Raw genomic sequence first — 17,850 nt, forward strand, 5'->3', positions numbered from 1 at the left:
TTAGTATGTTCATGAAAGTTGGTGAAAGTATTGAGTAAGCGAGATTATTATGAAGTATTGAATATATCAAAGGATGCAACAAAAGATGAAATAAAAAAGGCTTATAGAAATATGGCTAAAAAGTACCATCCAGATTTAAATCCTGATGATGATGAGGCAGAACAAAAATTAAAAGAAATAAATGAAGCTTATGAGGTTTTAAGTGATTCTGATAAAAAGACTATGTATGATCGCTTTGGTCATGCGGGAGTAGATGGGCAAGCTGGAGGATATGGTCAAGGATTTGGTGGATTTGGGGATATATTTGATGATATATTTGATGCATTTGGAGGAGGCTCAAGAAAGTCTGGCCCCAGAAGAGGTGTAGATCTTAGGTATGATCTGTATATAGAGTTTGAAGACGCTTATTTTGGAGCAGAAAAAGAAATAAAAGTAAATAAAATGGAAAGTTGCAGTAATTGTGAAGGCTCTGGGGTAAAACCGGGAAGTAGTAAAGAGACATGTCATAAATGTAATGGCGCTGGAGAAGTTAGATATGCACAAAATACCCCCTTTGGTCAGTTTGTACGGGTAGGTACTTGTGATGAATGTAATGGTACTGGCGAAATAATAAAAGAAAAATGTTCTGTATGCCATGGAACTGGTAAGGAATCAAAAACTAAAAAGATTAAAGTTAAAATTCCAGCAGGAGTAAAAACAGGCTCTATAATATCTATCAAAGGAGAAGGGGAAGCTGGTGAAAAAGGTGGACCTTCAGGAGATTTATTTATTTATATTTCAGTAAATAATCATAAAATTTTTGAAAGAGTGGAAAATGATATATATTGTGAAATACCTATCAGTTTTCCGGAGGCAACTTTAGGTGCTGAGATAATAGTACCTACATTAGAAGGGAAGGAAAAGTATAATATACCTGAAGGAACTCAAACTGGAACAAAATTTAAACTTAAAAATAAAGGTTTTCCAAATGTAAGAGGCTATGGTAGTGGAGATTTGATTTTTAAGGTGGAGGTACAAGTACCGAAAAAACTTACACAAAAGCAGAAGGATTTATTATTAGATTTTGCTGAAGAAAGTGGAGACAAATTAAATCACGGAAAAAAAGGTTTTTTTGATAAGATGAAAGATGCTTTTGGAGGTTAGAAACAATCACTCTAAAATGGGTGGTTGTTTTATTATTATAATTAGGTCTTACTTATTATATTATTTTTAAGGATATAGAGTTATTGATAGTACAAAAGTTTTATATATAAATATATTTTAGAAAGGAGAAAATAGAATTTATCGCATTACTTTTATGGCTAAGATAGTAGCTTTTTGCGACCGAGTTCTGTGAAAACTAATGAAATGGACAGAAGTTCAAGTAAGAACAAAAACTGAAAATGAGGAGATAGTTACAAATGCTTTATATGACCTAGGGGTTCAGGGTTTGGCTATTGAAGACCCGAAAGATATATTAGATCTGGTTGAAGTGAGAGAAGACTGGGATTTAATAGATGAAAAATTAATAAATCAGGGCTTTAATACAATAATTATTAAATGTTATCTTGGAGAAAGTGAGGATTTAATTAAGAAGATTCAGGCTATAAAAAAATCTATAAAAGGATTAGGGCAGGTCGTTGTGTCTGAAATATATGAACAAGATTGGTCAGAGAAGTGGAAAACTTATTATAAACCGATAAAGATAGGTAAAAATATAGTTATAAAACCTTCCTGGGAAGATTATAAATCTAGGGTTGAGGATGTAGTAATTGAATTAGACCCAGGGATGGCCTTTGGCACTGGAACTCATGAGACCACAATTTTATGTATTGAAGATATAGAAAAATATATGAAAACAGGTGATAAAGTTTTTGATATAGGTTGTGGTAGTGGTATACTAAGTATTGTGGCAGCAAAACTCGGGGCTAAAAAAGTTATAAGTGTAGATTTAGACGATTTAGCCGTAAAGGTGGCTAAGGAAAATATAGAAAAGAATAATGTAGATAATATTGTAAATATAGAGAAAGGCAATTTATTGGATGTTGTTGAAGAAAAAGCAGATCTAATTGTATCAAATATTTTAGCTGAGGTAATAGTAAAACTATCTAATTCTATAAAAAATTATTTAAATGATGAAGGTTTATTCATTTCTTCTGGTATAATTAAAGAAAAGAAGAATATAGTTGAAGAGGCCCTTAAAGAAAATAATTTTACTATATTGGAAACAAAAACTATGGATGGTTGGGTATCCATAGTAGCAAAATATAAAAAGGATGGACATTATGAATAGATTTTTTGTTCCTTTAGAACAAATAAAGGATGAAAAAATTGTTATTAAAGGAGAAGACGTTAATCACATAAAGTATGTACTTAGGCTTAAAATAAATGATAAAATAGAAGTGGTTTGTAATGGTGTGGTTTATCTATCAACTATTTCATTTATTAAGAATAATGAAATAGTTGTAGATATACTAGAAACTAAAGTGGGGGATAATGAACCCCCAATAGACATATACTTGTATCAAGGGTTACCTAAGAGTAGTAAAATGGACTTTATTATACAGAAAGCTACTGAAATAGGAGTTAAAAAAATTTATCCTATAATAACTGAGCGAACAGTAGTTAAAATAAAAAACAGTAAAAAGGAAGAAAATAAGGTTAATAGATGGAATAAAATATGTACAGAGGCAGCTAAACAATCTAAGAGGGATAATATACCTAAAGTTAACAATATATTAAAGTTTAATGAAATAATAGAATTGTTGAGAGAAGAAGAAAATATTTTAGTACCTTATGAATCAGAGGAGAATAATGGATTAAAAAATATTTTAAATAAAAGTAAAAGTAAAAAAATTCATTTAATAATAGGACCAGAAGGTGGTTTCGAAGCAGAGGAGATTATGAAATTAAAAAGTGTAGATGGAAAAATAGTTTCTTTGGGTCCCAGAATATTAAGGACAGAAACTGCTGGTTTAGCGACAATGGCTATTCTCATGTATGAACTTGGGGATATGGGAGTGATAAGATGAATAAAGTAGCTTTTTATACTCTAGGATGTAAAGTTAATCAATATGAAACTGAGGCTATGGAGGAATTGTTTGAAAAAGAAGGTTATGAAATAGTTGATATTGATACTTATGCAGATATTTATGTAATCAATACTTGCACAGTAACTAATTTAAGTGATAGAAAGTCTAGACAATTTATACGTAGATCTAAAAGAATAAACAAGGAGTCTATCATAGCAGTAGTAGGATGTTATTCTCAAGTAGCGCCAGAGGAAATAGTGGAAATTGAGGGAGTAGATGTAATAATTGGTACTACTGAAAGACATAGAATATTAGAGCTTTGTGAAAAGGCAAAAGAAAATAACGAAATATTAAATATTGTACAAGATATTAAAGGAATGAAAAATTTTGAAGAATTAAATATAGATGAGGTTAAATCAAAAACTAGAGCTTTTGTAAAAATACAAGATGGCTGTAATCAATTTTGTAGTTATTGTATTATTCCTTATGCTAGAGGTCCTATTAGAAGTAGGTCTTTAAAAAGTATTGTTAAAGAGTGTGAAAGATTAGCTGGAAGTGGATTTAAGGAAGTAGTCCTTACAGGCATTCATGTAGCATCCTATGGAAAGGATTTAATTAATGATAATATAACATTATTAGATGTAATAGAAGAAATTAATAATGTAAAAGGGATAGATAGAATTAGACTTAGTTCTATTGAACCAACATTAATTGATGATGAATTTATGAAAAGATATGCAAAACTGTCTAAGGCTTGTGCTCATTTTCATTTATCATTGCAAAGTGGCTCTGATACAGTTCTTAAAAAAATGAATAGAAAATATACAACAAACCAATATAGAGAAACAGTTTCAATAATAAGGAAGTATTTGCCTGATGCTGGGATTACTACAGATATAATTGTAGGTTTTCCAGGTGAAACCGATGAAAATTTTAATGAAACCTTAGATTTTGTAAAGGATATTGGGTTTTCTAGAATTCATGTATTTAAGTATTCACCTAGAAAAGGAACTCCGGCAAGTAAGTATAAAAATCAAGTAGATGGAAATGTGAAACATAAAAGAAGTGAAAGGCTAATAAATCTATCTGAAGAGGAAATGGCTAAATTCCATTCAAAATTTATTGGCGAAACTATGGAGATTTTATTTGAGAAAAAAATGAAAAATCATGAAGAATACATGGAAGGATATACTAACAATTATATAAGGGTCGCGGCAAAAACTAATTCAGATATAGGAGGGCAGATACTGCCTGTAAAAATATTGGCTAGAAAAAAAGAATATTTAATTGGTAAAATAGAGGATTTTTAATTTGTATGTAGAATATATAAATTAGACACTAAGGAGGTGTAAAAGGGTGGATAGTTGCATTTTTTGTAAAATAGCAGAAAAAGAAATGCCTAGTGATATTATATATGAAGATGATAAAGTGGTTGCATTTAATGATGTTAACCCTCAATCTCCTATTCATTTTTTAATTATACCTAAGGAACATATTCCTTCAGCAGATTATTTAAATGAAGAAAATGTATCAATAATTAGCCATATCTTTTTAGTTATTAATAAAATTGTGAAAGAAAAAGACTTAAATGGAAAAGGTTATAGAATTGTAAATAATTGTGGTGAGCTTGGAGGGCAAACAGTAGCTCATATTCATTTTCATGTATTAAGTGGTAGACAATTAGGCTGGCCTCCAGGCTAAATAATAGTTGCAGAAACTTTTCTAATAATGTAAAATAATAAACGCTCTTGTTATGAATGAGGGGAGGGAAAATTAATGGCAGAAATAAAAGTTGGAGAAAACGAATCACTTGATAATGCCCTTAGAAGATTTAAAAAGCAATGTGCACGTACAGGTGTAATGAAAGAATATAGAAAAAGAACTTATTATGAAAAACCAAGTGTAAAACGTAAGAAAAAATCAGAGGCTGCTAGAAAAAAGAATAAAAGAAGGTATTAAGAAGGTGAATTTATGTCGCTTAAAAATAAGCTAATGGAAGATTTTAAAACGTCCATGAAAAATAGAGATACTATAAGAAAAAATACAATTACTATGGTTAGGTCTAGTATAAAACAAAAAGAAGTAGATGAAAAAATAGAAGTTAGTGATGAAGAAGTATTAGATATAATATCTAAACAAGTTAAGGAAAGAAAAAATTCTATTGAAGAATTTAAAAAAGGAAATAGGGAAGATTTAGTAGAGCTTACAAGGAAAGAAATGGATGTACTTTTAGAGTATTTACCAGAGCAACTTACTGAAGAAGAAATAGAAGAAATAGTTAAAGATATTATAGAAGAAGTAAAAGCAAATTCAATGAAAGATATGGGGCTAGTAATGCAAAATGTTATGCCAAAAGTAAAAGGTAGGGCTGATGGAAGTTTAGTAAATAAAATTGTAAAAAAACACTTAAATTAAAAACCTAGGTTACATAGCCTAGGTTTTTTTAAATATTGGGAATATGAATTGTATTTTTATCCAGATAGTAATATAATATAGTGTGATAGGGGAGGAGGCGCTAAATTGAATGGGAAAAAAATCATTATTTGTATTTTAACATTGCTTTTTTTAATAAATGGAATTGTTTTTGGTAAAGACAATGGAAAAGTTTATGTAGTTCCCATAAAAGGCGAAATAAATAAAGCGACATATCAATTCCTGAAAAGTACTATAGATGATATATTGAAGGAAAACCCTAAAGCAATTATATTTGAGATAGATACTTATGGTGGCCTAATAGATCAAACTGAAAAGATTAAAAATTTAATTTATGGCCTAGATATACCAACTATTTCTTATGTAAATAACAAAGCGGAATCTGCTGGAGTCCTTATTACAATTTCTAGTGAAAAAGTTGTTATGGCTGAAAGTTCTACCATAGGGTCAGCAGAAACTATACCTGATACTGAAAAAGTTATGTCTATGTGGAAAAGTTTTTTACGAGATATGGCTGAAGAAAGAGGCAGGGATTCAGAAATAATAGAAGCTATGGCTGATAGAGATATAGATATAGAAGGTATAACAGTTAAGGGAAAATTATTAAATTTAACGTCTCGGGAAGCTTTGAAATATAATATTGCTGATTATATTTCAAATGATTATAAGGATATGTTAAATCATTTTAATATAAATTATTCAAGTATAGTCACTATAAATGAAGGAATAGAAGTAAAGTTTGCTAAATTTGTCTCCAATCCTTATATGAGTACTTTATTACTAACAATTGGTTTCATAGGTTTATTAATAGAGATATTTACTCCAGGTTTTGGGATTGGTGGAACACTAAGTATTTTAGCTTTTAGTATATTTTTTGGGGGCAACTTATTAGCAGGAAGTTCTGAGACGTCTTCTATAATACTTTTTGTAACTGGTCTTATTTTGTTAATAATTGAAGGTATGATACCTGGATTTGGTTTACCAGGCATTGGTGGCATTATACTATTGATAGCTGGAGTTATTTTAGCTGTTAACTCTGTAACAAATGCAATTATATCTTTAGGTATTGCAATAGTAATTACTGCAATTATTGCAATAATTTTAGTGAAGCTAGGTAAAAGAAGTCCAATGTTTAATAAAATTGTGTTGGAAACTGAGCTAAAAGATGATAAAGGTTATTTAAGTTCTTCTAGGAAAGATGAATACTTAAATAAAGAAGGTATTACTATTACAGAACTTCGCCCTTCAGGCATAATAGAAATAGATGGAAAAAGAATAGATGCTTTGTCAGAAGGGAGTTATATAAATAAAAATGTTTCTATTAAAGTTGTAAGGGTTGAGGGATCAAAAATATTTGTAAGGAGGGTTTAATATGTCAGGTGCTGGTTTTTCAATTGGTTTGGCTATACTAATAATTATATTAGTTATATTATTTTTTACATTTATTCCTGTTGGTTTATGGATAACATCTTATTTTTCGGGTGCTAAAGTAGGAATAGGTAATTTAATAGGTATGAGACTTAGGAGAGTAGTTCCTTCAAGGATTGTTAATCCAATGATTAAGGCTACAAAAGCTGGATTAAGTATTGGAGTGGATGAATTAGAGGCCCATTACTTAGCAGGTGGAAATGTAAATACTTTAGTAGATGCTCTTATTGCAGCTCAAAGAGCTAACATTCCTTTGGAGCTAGAGAGAGCAGCAGCTATAGATTTAGCTGGAAGGGATGTTTTAGAAGCAGTTCAAGTAAGTGTAAATCCAAAAGTAATAGAAACACCTCAAATTGCAGCGGTATCTAAAAATGGTATTGAAGTGATTGTAAAGGCTAGAGTTACTGTGAGAGCAAATATAGAAAGATTGGTAGGAGGAGCAGGAGAAGAAACTATAATAGCAAGAGTAGGAGAAGGTATAGTAACTACTGTTGGTAGTTCAGAGGCTCATAAAGAAGTTTTAGAAAATCCAGACAGTATATCTAAAACAGTACTTGAGAAAGGGTTAGATTCTGGAACAGCTTTTGAAATATTATCTATTGATATAGCTGATGTAGATGTAGGTAGAAATATAGGAGCAAAACTTCAAACAGATCAAGCGGAGGCGGATAAGAGAATAGCTCAAGCAAAAGCAGAAGAGAGAAGGGCTATGGCAGTAGCAAGAGAACAAGAAATGAGAGCAGAAGTTGGGGCTATGAAGGCCAAAGTAGTAGAGGCAGAATCAAAAGTACCATTAGCTTTAGCCAAAGCATTAACAGAAGGAGATGTAGGGTATATGGACTATGTTAATATGAAGAATATAGTGGCGGATACAGAAATGAGAAGCTCTATAGGTAAGATGAGTGATGATGAAAAACATGACAAATAGTAGGGTGTGATATAACATGTTTGAGATTTTATTAATATTTCTGTTTATTATTTTGCCCGCTATAATGAAGAGTAAAAAAGATAAGAAAAAGATTGAAAAACAGAAAAGAAGACGGGCTGTAAGAATCCCAACTTCTCCAGAACCCTTAAAATCTGAAAGGGCAGAAGACTTTGACGAAAAGGTAGAAGAATATGAGGAAATGACGGAAAGATATGATCAAAAGGTAGAGGAATATGGGAGACCTATAACCACGAATTATGATGAGGTTGAAACATTTTTTAGCGAAGATGATGATAATAAAAAGGATAGATATTACGAAAATATCTTTGAAGATGTGAAAGACGGCTATGGTGAAGATTATGATATTCAGATTGAAATATTAGATAAAGAAAAGGGAAGAACTGGTCATAATTATAAAGGGAATAAAGAAGATATTCTTAAAGGAATAATTTTTTCTGAAATATTATCTGAGCCTAGAAGTTTAAAAAATAGAAAAAATTTTTAGAAAAAGTGCGTATTTATACGCACTTTTTTTGTAATACCTACTATCATAAAGGCATAAATTAAAGAGAGGGAGGCTTTTATGATGGATAATATGGATAATATTAAATATAATATTTCAGAGATATTTGAATTACCTAAAGATATAGTTATGGATTTAGCAAAAATTACAGTAATAGGAAATATTCAAGTGTATGTCTCCAATCATAAGGGAATTATTGAATATAGCTTAGATACTGTTAGGATAAATACGAATAATGGAGTCATTAAAATAACAGGAGAAAATCTGCATATAAAAACTATTATGGCTGAAGAAATAATTGTATTAGGATATATTGAAAAGATAGAATTATTAAGCTAAGGGGTGCAGATATGTTAGCCATAAAATTATGGAATTATTTTAAAGGATATGTTATTATTAAAGTTGAAGGTTTAACCTTGGAAAAGTTTTTAAACCTTGCAGCTAACAGTAATATATACATTTGGGATATTAAAAGAATGGATTATACATTGTTAGAAATGAAGGTATCTATTAAAGGATTCAGAGAATTAAAAAAGATTGCCAATAAAGGAGCTTGTAGAGTATATATAAAAGAGAAAATAGGATTTCCTTTTTTTATGAATAAACTTAAAAAAAGAAAAATGTTAGGTTTTGGATTTATAATTTTCCTAGGGCTTATATTTTTTTTAACTTCATTTATTTGGGAGATAGAAGTAAGCGGCAATGAGATTACTTCTAATGAAGATATTTTGGAATTATTGGAAAATATAGATGTTAAATGTGGTACAATGAAATATAATGTAAATAAAGACCAAATTAAGGATATTATATTAGATGAGATTGATGCTTTATCTTTTGTAAATGTAGAGGTTAAAGGAACAAAATTAATAATAGAAATAAAAGAACAGGATCTACCCCCAAAAGCAATTGGTAAGGATACACCTTGTCATATAGTTGCTAAGAAGAAAGGGGTAGTTGTTAAAATTGTAGCTAAAAATGGAAAAGGTCTTGTAAAAGAAGGAGATATAGTAAAGGAAGGTCAAACGTTAATTTCGGGAATAATAGAAGATGAGGAAGGTGAAAATAGCTATTCAGTTCACTCTGAAGGAGAAGTACTTGCTATTACACGATATTCTCATCAGATGGAGGAGCCTTATATAAAGGTGGTAGAGGAAGAGACAGGAAGGGTGCACGCCGAAAAGGAAATTAAGATTGGTGAAAAAAATTTTCGACTATCCAAAGGAGAAATACCTTTTGATAAATATGTAGAGGATATAGAAGAAAAAAAGTTAATAAATAAAGATATAAATTTACCTATTAAATTAATCGTTCATAATTACAAAGAAGTTAGAAGTAATGAAATCAAACGAAATTTAGAAGGATTAAAAGAATCTACTCAAATTAAAGGGGTAGAGGAAATAAATAAAAAATTATCTAAAGATGCAGAAACAGTATCAAAGGATGTAAAATACTTTGCTGAAGATGACAAACTTATAACTATAGTAGTATTAGAGGTTATGGAGGATATTGGGAAAAAACAAATTATAACAAATGGGGAGGACTAGGTTTGAGTAAAGATATACAAGAGATAAATATTCCAATTGAAAATAGCAATCTTATATTAGAACTTTTTGGTGAATTTGATGAAAATATAAAAATAATTGAAAAGGAATTTAATGTAGATATTGTTTTAAGAGAAGGAGAAATTAGAATATTAGGTGAAGAATTATCTGCAATCTTAGCAGAAAGATTAATATTGAAATTGATAGATATATTAAAAAGGGAAAAAAGATTGACAAAGCAAGAGTTAATGTATACTATTCAATTAATACATCGGGGAAAAGAAGATAAAGTAAAAGATTTGCTAGATGAAACAATATGTGTAACCGATTTAGGAAAAAGTATAAAGCCTAAAACTTTAGGACAAAAAAGATACGTAGATGCTATCAAAAATAATGATATAGTTTTTGGTATTGGGCCAGCAGGTACTGGTAAAACTTATATAGCCATGGCAATGGCTGTAGATGCATTTAAAAAGAAAAAGGTAAATAGAATAATTCTTACTAGACCTGCTGTAGAGGCGGGAGAAAGCCTAGGATTTTTACCAGGTGATTTACAAGAAAAAGTAGATCCATATTTAAGGCCTATTTACGATGCGTTGTTTGATATATTAGGATTTGACACTTTTATTAAATATATGGAAAGGGATTTAATAGAAGTAGCACCACTGGCCTATATGAGGGGAAGAAATTTAGATTCCTCCTATGTAATATTAGATGAAGCACAAAATACTACAAATGAGCAAATGAAAATGTTTTTAACAAGGTTAGGCTTTGGTTCTAAGGCTATTATTACAGGGGATATAACGCAAATTGATTTACCTAAAGGCCAATCTTCAGGTTTAAAGACTATAACAAAGATTCTTTCAGATATTGATGGAATAGAGTTTATTAATTTAAATAAGCTAGATATTGTTAGACATCCTTTAGTACAAAAGATAATTGAAGCTTATGAAACATACGACAATTAGGAAGATAAAATAGGGGGTTGTCCCATGGGAAACAAAAAGGTAACTAATAAAAGAAGAAAAAAGAAAAGGTTTAAAATTCTAAGGGAAAATAAAAAAATGAGGAACAGTTTAATTTTAATAATCTTTACACTAATTCTTTTTTTTATTGTTATTGATAATATTCAACCTAAAAAAATAAGTGTAAAACCAGGAGATTTTGCTCCTTATGAAATAAGGGCAACTAGAGAATTAGTAGATGAAAGAGGAACAGAGAAGCTAAAAGAACAGGTTATGAATAGAGTGGAGCCTAGATATAGAATTGCCCCTTCTATTCAAATGAAAATGAAAAATGACATTAAAGACTTTTTTAATATAGTAAGAGATGTGAAGGCCAATGATAATATAAGTGTAAATAAAAGGATCTCATTATTGGAAGAGCAATCTAATATTCAATTGACTAAGAAAGAATATAATATGGCTATTCAGCTAGAATATAAGACCTTAAACAATTTAGAAAATTCTATATATGATATAATGAATCAAATAATGAGTACAGGAATAAAAGAAGAAGAGCTAGATTATGAAAAAGAAAATGTGAGAAATGTTTTTGAATCCTTAGAAATGTCTACAAGTGAGCGAGAGCTAGGCATAAGCCTTATTAATTCTACTATACAGCCTAACAAATTTGTAGATGCTGAAGCAACCCAGAGAAAAAAAATAGAAGAGGCAGAAAAAGTGGAACCGGTTGTAGTAAAAGAACATCAAGTTATAGTAAGAAAAGGAGACAGAATAGATGAAAATACTTTGGAACTTGTTAGAGATTCTGGTCTATTAAAGGAAAAGGAAGGCTTTGAAATAAGTACTGTAGCAGGAACTATTATTTTGGTTATTTTAATAGAGTTGACTATCTTTTTATACCTATATTTTTTTAATAGGGAAATATTTGATAGTTCAAAGATATTAATTTTAACAATAATGATTATAGCAATAATAATAATATCTAAAGCAGTATATAATATTTCTCCTTATGTAATGCCACTGGCTTCTGTAGCTATGTTGTTATCAATACTTATTGACCCAAAACTTGCATTAGTAATTAATTTTATGCTTTCATTTTTGTTAGGAGTTATGTTAAACCTAGATGAAAGTATTATTGCAATGTTTTTTATAGGAGGAAGTGCTGCTGCTTTTAGTGTAATTAATTCTTCCCAAAGATATAATATATTTTTTAACGGACTGATAGCTGGAGTAGTTAATGTTTTGACCATTCTTGCCTTTGGATTAATAAAAAAGACCGAAATAATTGATACATTAATGAGAAGTGGTTATGGAATTATAAATGGAGCATTCTCTGCAATTTTAACTATTGGAACACTGCCACTATGGGAAAATGTTTTTGAGGTAATAACTCCACTAAAATTATTGGAGTTATCTAATCCTAATCAACCTTTATTAAAAAGATTACTTTTAGAAGCCCCTGGAACTTATCATCATAGTGTAATTGTAGGGAATTTAAGTGAAGCTGCAGCAGAGGCAATAGGTGCAGATCCTTTAATAGCTAGAGCTGGTTCTTATTATCATGATATAGGTAAATTAAATAGACCATATTTTTTTAAGGAGAATCAATTTGGTATAGATAATCCTCATAATAAATTAAATCCTACATTAAGTACCTTAATTATAACAAATCATACAAAAGATGGACTAACTTTTGCAGAAGAATACAGTTTACCAAAGGAAATAAAAGATATTATAGTTCAGCATCATGGAGATACTTTTGTAGCTTATTTCTATCATAAGGCTTTAAAAGAAAAGAATTCAGAAGAAGTTAAGGTTGAGGATTTTAGGTATAAAGGACCTAAACCTCAAACTAGGGAAGCTGCATTAGTTATGTTGGCAGACTCAGTTGAAGCAGCTGTTAGGTCTATAAAAGAGCCTAACAAGGGAAAAATAGAAGAAATGATAAGAAGTGTAATACAGGGTAAGTTGAAGGACAATCAGTTAGATGAATGTGATTTGACTTTAAAGGATTTAAATACAATTGCTAACGCTTTTTCCAATGTAATGTTAGGTATTTTACATGAGAGAATAGAATATCCTAACATTAAGGCTGAAGAAATAAAAGGAGAGAATTAAATGGAAATCTACATTGAAAATAGGCAAACAAAATTAGATATAAATGAGGAAATGTATGAAGTAGTAGAAAACGTGGTAAAAGAATGTTTATTAGAAGAAAAAAAAGATTTAAATATAGAGGTTAGTGTATCTTTTGTAGACAATGAGCAGATCCAATTATTAAACAAAAATTATAGAAATGTAGATTCAAAAACAGATGTTTTATCTTTTCCAATGAAGAACCAATTAAATATTCCAATAGTTCCTTTAGGTGATATAATTATTTCCCTGGAAAAAGCTTCAGAGCAAGCTAAAGATTTTGGTCATTCCTTTATAAGGGAAGTTGCTTATTTAACGGCTCATAGTATGTTTCACCTATTAGGCTATGATCATGAATTAGGTATGGAAGAGAGAAACATAATGAGAGAAAAGGAAAAAAGGGTAATGAAGAAGCTGAAAATATTTAAAGATGATGACTAAAAATAGGTGATAGTATATGAAAAATAAAAATTTAATTGAAAGTTTTAACCATGCTGTTGAAGGTATTATATATGCATTAAAAACTCAAAGAAATATGAAAATTCATTTTGCAGCAGCTTTTTTAGTCCTTTTCGGAAGTTTGTTTTTTGATTTTACTAGAATTGAATTACTAGTTATATTTTTTGCTATTTCTTTTGTTATAGTAGCAGAACTTATTAATACTTCTATTGAAAAGACTATAGATCTTATTACAGATGAATACCATCCACTTGCCAAGATAGCAAAGAATGTAGCAGCAGGTGGAGTTTTAATATCAGCAATAAATGCTCTTGTAGTGGGATATTTATTGTTTTTTGATAGATTAAATCCTTTTGCGAATGTAGTTTTGTTTAAAATAAAACATTCACCAGTCCACCTTACTTTTATAGCTTTGGCTTTAGTGATAATTATTACTGTTGTTATAAAAACTATATTTCAAAGTGGAACACCATTTCAAGGTGGGGTTGTAAGTGGCCATGCGGCTGTAGCTTTTGTGTTGGCAAGTTCTATAGCCTTTATGGCTGAAAATATTTTAATCTCTACATTAGCATTTATAATATCAATAATGGTTGCTGCAAGTAGAGTAGAAGGCAAAATTCACTCACCTGTTGAAGTGATAACTGGGGCAGTTTTAGGTATACTAACTAGTATAATTATATTTCAGATTATTGGATAATGAGGGATGCTATGAAAAAAATATTTCTTATCTTAGGTTTAGTATTGTCTATGTTTTTGTTATCTAGTTGTACTAAATTAGATAATATAACTGAATCAGAAGAAGAGGAAGAAATACTGGAACATGTCTTTTCATCTTTAAGTGGTTTAAAAACTAGTGAAGATAGAATAAAGGAAAGACCAGTAGCAATTATGTTTGATAATCATCCTAATGCCAGGTGGCAATCAGGTTTAAGTGATGCTGAATTAGTCTATGAGTTTAAGGTGGAACATCCTTATACAAGGTATATGGGGATATACTTAATTGGGGAACCAGAATTATTAGGGCCTATAAGAAGCTCTAGACCTTATTTTGTAACTACTTTATTAGAATATGATTCTATTTATGTAAGGGCAGGTGGAAGCCAAGAAGCAGAAAAGAAGATTAAAGAATTAAATATATCAGACATTAATGGTGTTTCTGATTCTATGGAATATTTTTGGAGAGAGTCTAGCACTGGTAAAGAAAGTCCCCATAATTTGTATACTAGTATGGAATTTATAAGGAAAGCTGAAAAGGAAAAGGGATATAATAAACAAAATAATTTTCAAGGATTTAGATTTAATGAAGAAATTATAGCTATAGATGGTTTTGATGTAAATAATATTGAAATTAAATATAATAAAAGCAATACAACCAAATATGTATTCGATAAAGGTAAAGGTAATTATACTAGGTATAAAGATGGAGAACTCCATATAGATGAGTCTAATGAAGAACCTATAATTGCAACTAATATAATAATTCAACAAGTAAATTCTAATGTAACAGATGAAGAGGGAAGACTTGATATGACATTAATTGGTGAAGGAAATGGTATTTTTATTACTCAGGGAAAAGGTATGTTTATAACCTGGGAAAAAGAATCAATTTCAGAAAAAACTTATTTTTATGATGATTTAGGAGAAGAACTAAAACTAAATCCAGGTACTACTTGGATACAGGTAACAGATATTGACCCCGATTTAATAATTAACTAGAGGTGATTACATGGACAAAAAGAAACTAATAAAAAAGGCTTTAGAGGCAAAAGAAAAAGCATATGTTCCTTACTCTAAATTTCATGTAGGAGCGGCTGTTCTTACGGACAAAAATGAAATATATACTGGATGTAATATTGAAATAGTTTCATATTCTCCAACATTATGTGCAGAGCGTACAGCTATATTTAAAGCAATTTCAGAAGGTGAGTTAAAAATAAAAGCCATTGCAGTAGTAGGAGATTCTGAATATACTTATCCTTGTGGAGTTTGTAGGCAGGTTATTAGGGAATTTGGAAAAGATGCACTAATAATAATAGCAGATTCAGAAGATGATTATAAAGAATATTCCTTAGATGAATTATTACCCTATAGCTTTGGACCAGAAGATTTAGAAAAAGATGAGAAATAGGAGTGAAACAATGTACAGGTCAGGTTTTATAACAGTAATTGGTAGAGCAAATGTAGGAAAATCTACTTTATTGAATAGTATAATAGGTGAGAAAATATCAATAATTTCTGATAAACCTCAAACTACAAGAAATAAGATACAATGTGTTTATACAGAGGAAGATTATCAAATAGTATTTTTAGATACCCCAGGAATACAAAAACCAAAAAATCAACTGGGAAAATATATGCTAAAAGTATCAAAAAGTACTTTGGAAGAAGTAGATCTTATAACAGTGTTAGTAGATGAAAGCTTGAGAACGGGACCAATTGATAAGTATATATTTGAAGAAATGAAATATATAAGTACTACTAAAATACTTTTAATTAATAAAATCGACAAATTAGAAGATAAAGATATTCTTAATTTAATAGATAAATATAGAGGATTGAACATATTTGATGAAATTATTCCTATATCGGCTATGGAAAATATAAATATAAATGAATATTTAACCATATTAAAAGAATATTTACCAGAAGGACCAAAATATTTTCCAGAGGATATGATTACTGATCAACCACAAAGCTTTATTATAGCAGAGATTATTAGGGAAAAAGCTTTGTTTTATTTAAAAGAGGAAATTCCCCATGGGATTTTTGTATCTATAGACAATATAGAGAAAAGAGAAAGTCAAGATATAGTAGATGTAGACGCAACTATTTATTGTGAAAAAGGTTCTCACAAGGGTATTATTATTGGAAAAGGTGGAAAGATGCTTAAAAAAATTGGAACTGATGCTAGAAAGGATATAGAAAAACTTTTAGGCAGTCAGATTAATTTACAACTGTGGGTAAAAGTAGAAAAGAATTGGCGAGATAAAAAAAACAAGCTAAAATATTTTGGTTATCAATAGATTGGATGTGACTTAATGCTTGTTAAATCAGAAGGAATAGTACTAAAAGAGATACGTTTTAAAGATACTAGTAAAATACTTACTATTTTTTCTAAAGATTTTGGAAAAATTCATGCTATGGCCAAAGGAGCCTATAGGCCTAAAAGTCAATTAACTGGATGTACTCAAGTATTTGGTTATAGCGATTTTACATTTTTTAAAGGGAGAAATTTTTATCATATAAATCAGGGAGATATAATAAATTCCTTCTATGATTTACGAGAAAATATGGAAAGACTTATGTATGGTTCTTATATATTAGAATTAGTAGAATATTCTATAGTAGAGGAAGAGCCAAATGAAAAACTTTTTTTGCTTTTAGTAAAAGGATTAAAAGTACTATCTAGATTAGAAAAGGATTTTTTAAAGTTTGTAATAGCTTTTGAATTAAAGTATATTTCTTTTTTAGGATATAGGCCTTATTTAGATAAGTGTGTAATATGTGGAAATAATAATTACAATAGAGTAAAATTTAGTTATCATCAAGGTGGTATAATATGTGATAAATGTTTTGAGACAGAGCCATATTGTAAAAATATTGATAGAAATGTAATTATGCATTTAAAACAATTGTTGTATTCGCCTTTAGATAAGCTAGAATCCATTAAAATTCCTAAAGATGTCATGAGTAACTTACATGAAATCATGGTAAAATATATATTAATAAATATTGAAAAAGATAACTTTAATTCATTGAACTTAATCGAAACTATTACAAAAAATGGAGGAATATAATATGGATATATCTCTTGAGGATATTGATAAAGTAGTAAAAAGAACAAACGTAAGCTATGGAGAGGCAAAAGAGGCTTTAGTGGGAAATGATGGGGATGTGATAAAGACAATTATTTATATAGAACAACAACAAAAAACTTGGGGCGAAAATTTGACTAATAAAGGGGAAGAAATAACCGATAAAGTTAAAGAGATTCTTAGAAAAGGAAATGTAACCAAAATAATAGTAAAAAAAGATAATGAAATAATTATGAATATTCCAATAACAGCAGGAGTAATAGGAAGTATAGTGGCAGCACCAGCGGCCTTATTAGGATTGGGTGCAGCGATGCTTTCAAAATGCGAAATTGAAATAATGAAAGAAGATGGGAAAATAATTAATGTAAATGAAACTCTAGAAAAAGATAATAAGTGAAAAGGTATATGGCTATTGACAATAAGCTTGTTTTTTGCTAAATTATATTCTATAGACAAATTTTTATAAAGTCACAATGAGAGAATACCTATTTAAGGGTATTAAATAGGGTGGAATCGCGGAAGAAACCTTTCGTCCCTATATAGGGATGTAAAGGTTTTTTGTGCTACATAGTACTAAATGGTATAAATTAGGGAGGAAGATAAAATGTTTT

General features: G+C 29.6%; 21 protein-coding genes. All 21 read left to right on the plus strand.

What is annotated here, in order from left to right:
• The first annotated feature begins 21 nt into the window (after positions 1-21).
• Positions 22-1,143, plus strand: a complete 1,122-nt coding sequence (gene dnaJ, locus VK071_00405) for a molecular chaperone DnaJ (GenBank protein ID HLR33776.1) — start codon at positions 22-24, stop codon at positions 1,141-1,143.
• 199 nt (positions 1,144-1,342) lie between these two features.
• On the plus strand, positions 1,343-2,272 hold the full coding sequence (prmA, locus tag VK071_00410) for a 50S ribosomal protein L11 methyltransferase (protein ID HLR33777.1): 930 nt from the start codon (positions 1,343-1,345) through the stop codon (positions 2,270-2,272).
• Positions 2,265-3,011: a 16S rRNA (uracil(1498)-N(3))-methyltransferase gene (locus VK071_00415; GenBank protein HLR33778.1), complete on the plus strand. Its 747-nt coding sequence runs from the start codon at positions 2,265-2,267 to the stop codon at positions 3,009-3,011. Before prmA ends, VK071_00415 begins: the two co-directional genes overlap by 8 nt.
• Complete coding sequence (gene mtaB, locus VK071_00420; protein HLR33779.1) at positions 3,008-4,321, plus strand: tRNA (N(6)-L-threonylcarbamoyladenosine(37)-C(2))-methylthiotransferase MtaB; 1,314 nt, start codon at positions 3,008-3,010, stop codon at positions 4,319-4,321. The genes VK071_00415 and mtaB overlap by 4 nt, the downstream gene beginning before the upstream one ends.
• Positions 4,322-4,367: 46 nt before the next feature.
• Positions 4,368-4,712, plus strand: coding sequence for a histidine triad nucleotide-binding protein (locus VK071_00425; GenBank protein HLR33780.1), 345 nt, complete (start codon positions 4,368-4,370; stop codon positions 4,710-4,712).
• 75 nt (positions 4,713-4,787) lie between these two features.
• Entirely contained in the window at positions 4,788-4,970 is a 183-nt protein-coding gene (rpsU, locus tag VK071_00430; protein ID HLR33781.1) for a 30S ribosomal protein S21, read from the plus strand.
• Positions 4,971-4,982: 12 nt separating this feature from the next.
• Positions 4,983-5,426, plus strand: a complete 444-nt coding sequence (locus VK071_00435) for a GatB/YqeY domain-containing protein (GenBank protein HLR33782.1) — start codon at positions 4,983-4,985, stop codon at positions 5,424-5,426.
• A 105-nt stretch (positions 5,427-5,531) separates the two neighbouring features.
• Positions 5,532-6,815, plus strand: coding sequence for an NfeD family protein (locus tag VK071_00440; GenBank protein HLR33783.1), 1,284 nt, complete (start codon positions 5,532-5,534; stop codon positions 6,813-6,815).
• A gap of 1 nt (position 6,816) precedes the next feature.
• Positions 6,817-7,800, plus strand: a complete 984-nt coding sequence (gene floA / locus VK071_00445) for a flotillin-like protein FloA (GenBank protein HLR33784.1) — start codon at positions 6,817-6,819, stop codon at positions 7,798-7,800.
• Between the two features lie 16 nt (positions 7,801-7,816).
• Positions 7,817-8,305 (plus strand): hypothetical protein, encoded by a 489-nt coding sequence (locus VK071_00450; GenBank protein ID HLR33785.1) that lies wholly within the window; start codon positions 7,817-7,819, stop codon positions 8,303-8,305.
• Positions 8,306-8,383: 78 nt separating this feature from the next.
• Positions 8,384-8,662, plus strand: coding sequence for a sporulation protein YqfC (gene yqfC / locus VK071_00455; GenBank protein HLR33786.1), 279 nt, complete (start codon positions 8,384-8,386; stop codon positions 8,660-8,662).
• Positions 8,663-8,673: 11 nt separating this feature from the next.
• A complete protein-coding gene (yqfD, locus tag VK071_00460) occupies positions 8,674-9,867 on the plus strand; it encodes a sporulation protein YqfD (protein ID HLR33787.1) in 1,194 nt (397 codons plus the stop codon).
• A gap of 2 nt (positions 9,868-9,869) precedes the next feature.
• Complete coding sequence (locus VK071_00465; GenBank protein ID HLR33788.1) at positions 9,870-10,832, plus strand: PhoH family protein; 963 nt, start codon at positions 9,870-9,872, stop codon at positions 10,830-10,832.
• Positions 10,833-10,856: 24 nt separating this feature from the next.
• Positions 10,857-12,947: an HDIG domain-containing protein gene (locus VK071_00470; GenBank protein ID HLR33789.1), complete on the plus strand. Its 2,091-nt coding sequence runs from the start codon at positions 10,857-10,859 to the stop codon at positions 12,945-12,947.
• Positions 12,948-13,406, plus strand: coding sequence for an rRNA maturation RNase YbeY (ybeY, locus tag VK071_00475; GenBank protein HLR33790.1), 459 nt, complete (start codon positions 12,948-12,950; stop codon positions 13,404-13,406).
• Positions 13,407-13,422: 16 nt separating this feature from the next.
• A complete protein-coding gene (locus VK071_00480) occupies positions 13,423-14,121 on the plus strand; it encodes a diacylglycerol kinase (GenBank protein HLR33791.1) in 699 nt (232 codons plus the stop codon).
• Positions 14,122-14,132: 11 nt separating this feature from the next.
• Entirely contained in the window at positions 14,133-15,140 is a 1,008-nt protein-coding gene (locus VK071_00485) for a DUF3048 domain-containing protein (protein ID HLR33792.1), read from the plus strand.
• 10 nt (positions 15,141-15,150) lie between these two features.
• The gene (locus VK071_00490; GenBank protein ID HLR33793.1) at positions 15,151-15,552 is read left to right on the plus strand and encodes a cytidine deaminase; all 402 of its coding nucleotides are present in this window, start codon (positions 15,151-15,153) and stop codon (positions 15,550-15,552) included.
• A 10-nt stretch (positions 15,553-15,562) separates the two neighbouring features.
• Positions 15,563-16,447 (plus strand): GTPase Era, encoded by an 885-nt coding sequence (gene era, locus VK071_00495; GenBank protein ID HLR33794.1) that lies wholly within the window; start codon positions 15,563-15,565, stop codon positions 16,445-16,447.
• Positions 16,448-16,462: 15 nt separating this feature from the next.
• Positions 16,463-17,221, plus strand: coding sequence for a DNA repair protein RecO (gene recO / locus VK071_00500; GenBank protein HLR33795.1), 759 nt, complete (start codon positions 16,463-16,465; stop codon positions 17,219-17,221).
• A gap of 1 nt (position 17,222) precedes the next feature.
• Positions 17,223-17,636, plus strand: a complete 414-nt coding sequence (locus VK071_00505) for a DUF4342 domain-containing protein (protein ID HLR33796.1) — start codon at positions 17,223-17,225, stop codon at positions 17,634-17,636.
• The last annotated feature ends 214 nt before the right edge of the window (positions 17,637-17,850 follow it).

The organism is Tissierellales bacterium, assembly GCA_035301805.1.
In the GTDB taxonomy this organism is placed as follows: Bacteria; Bacillota; Clostridia; order Tissierellales; family DATGTQ01; genus DATGTQ01.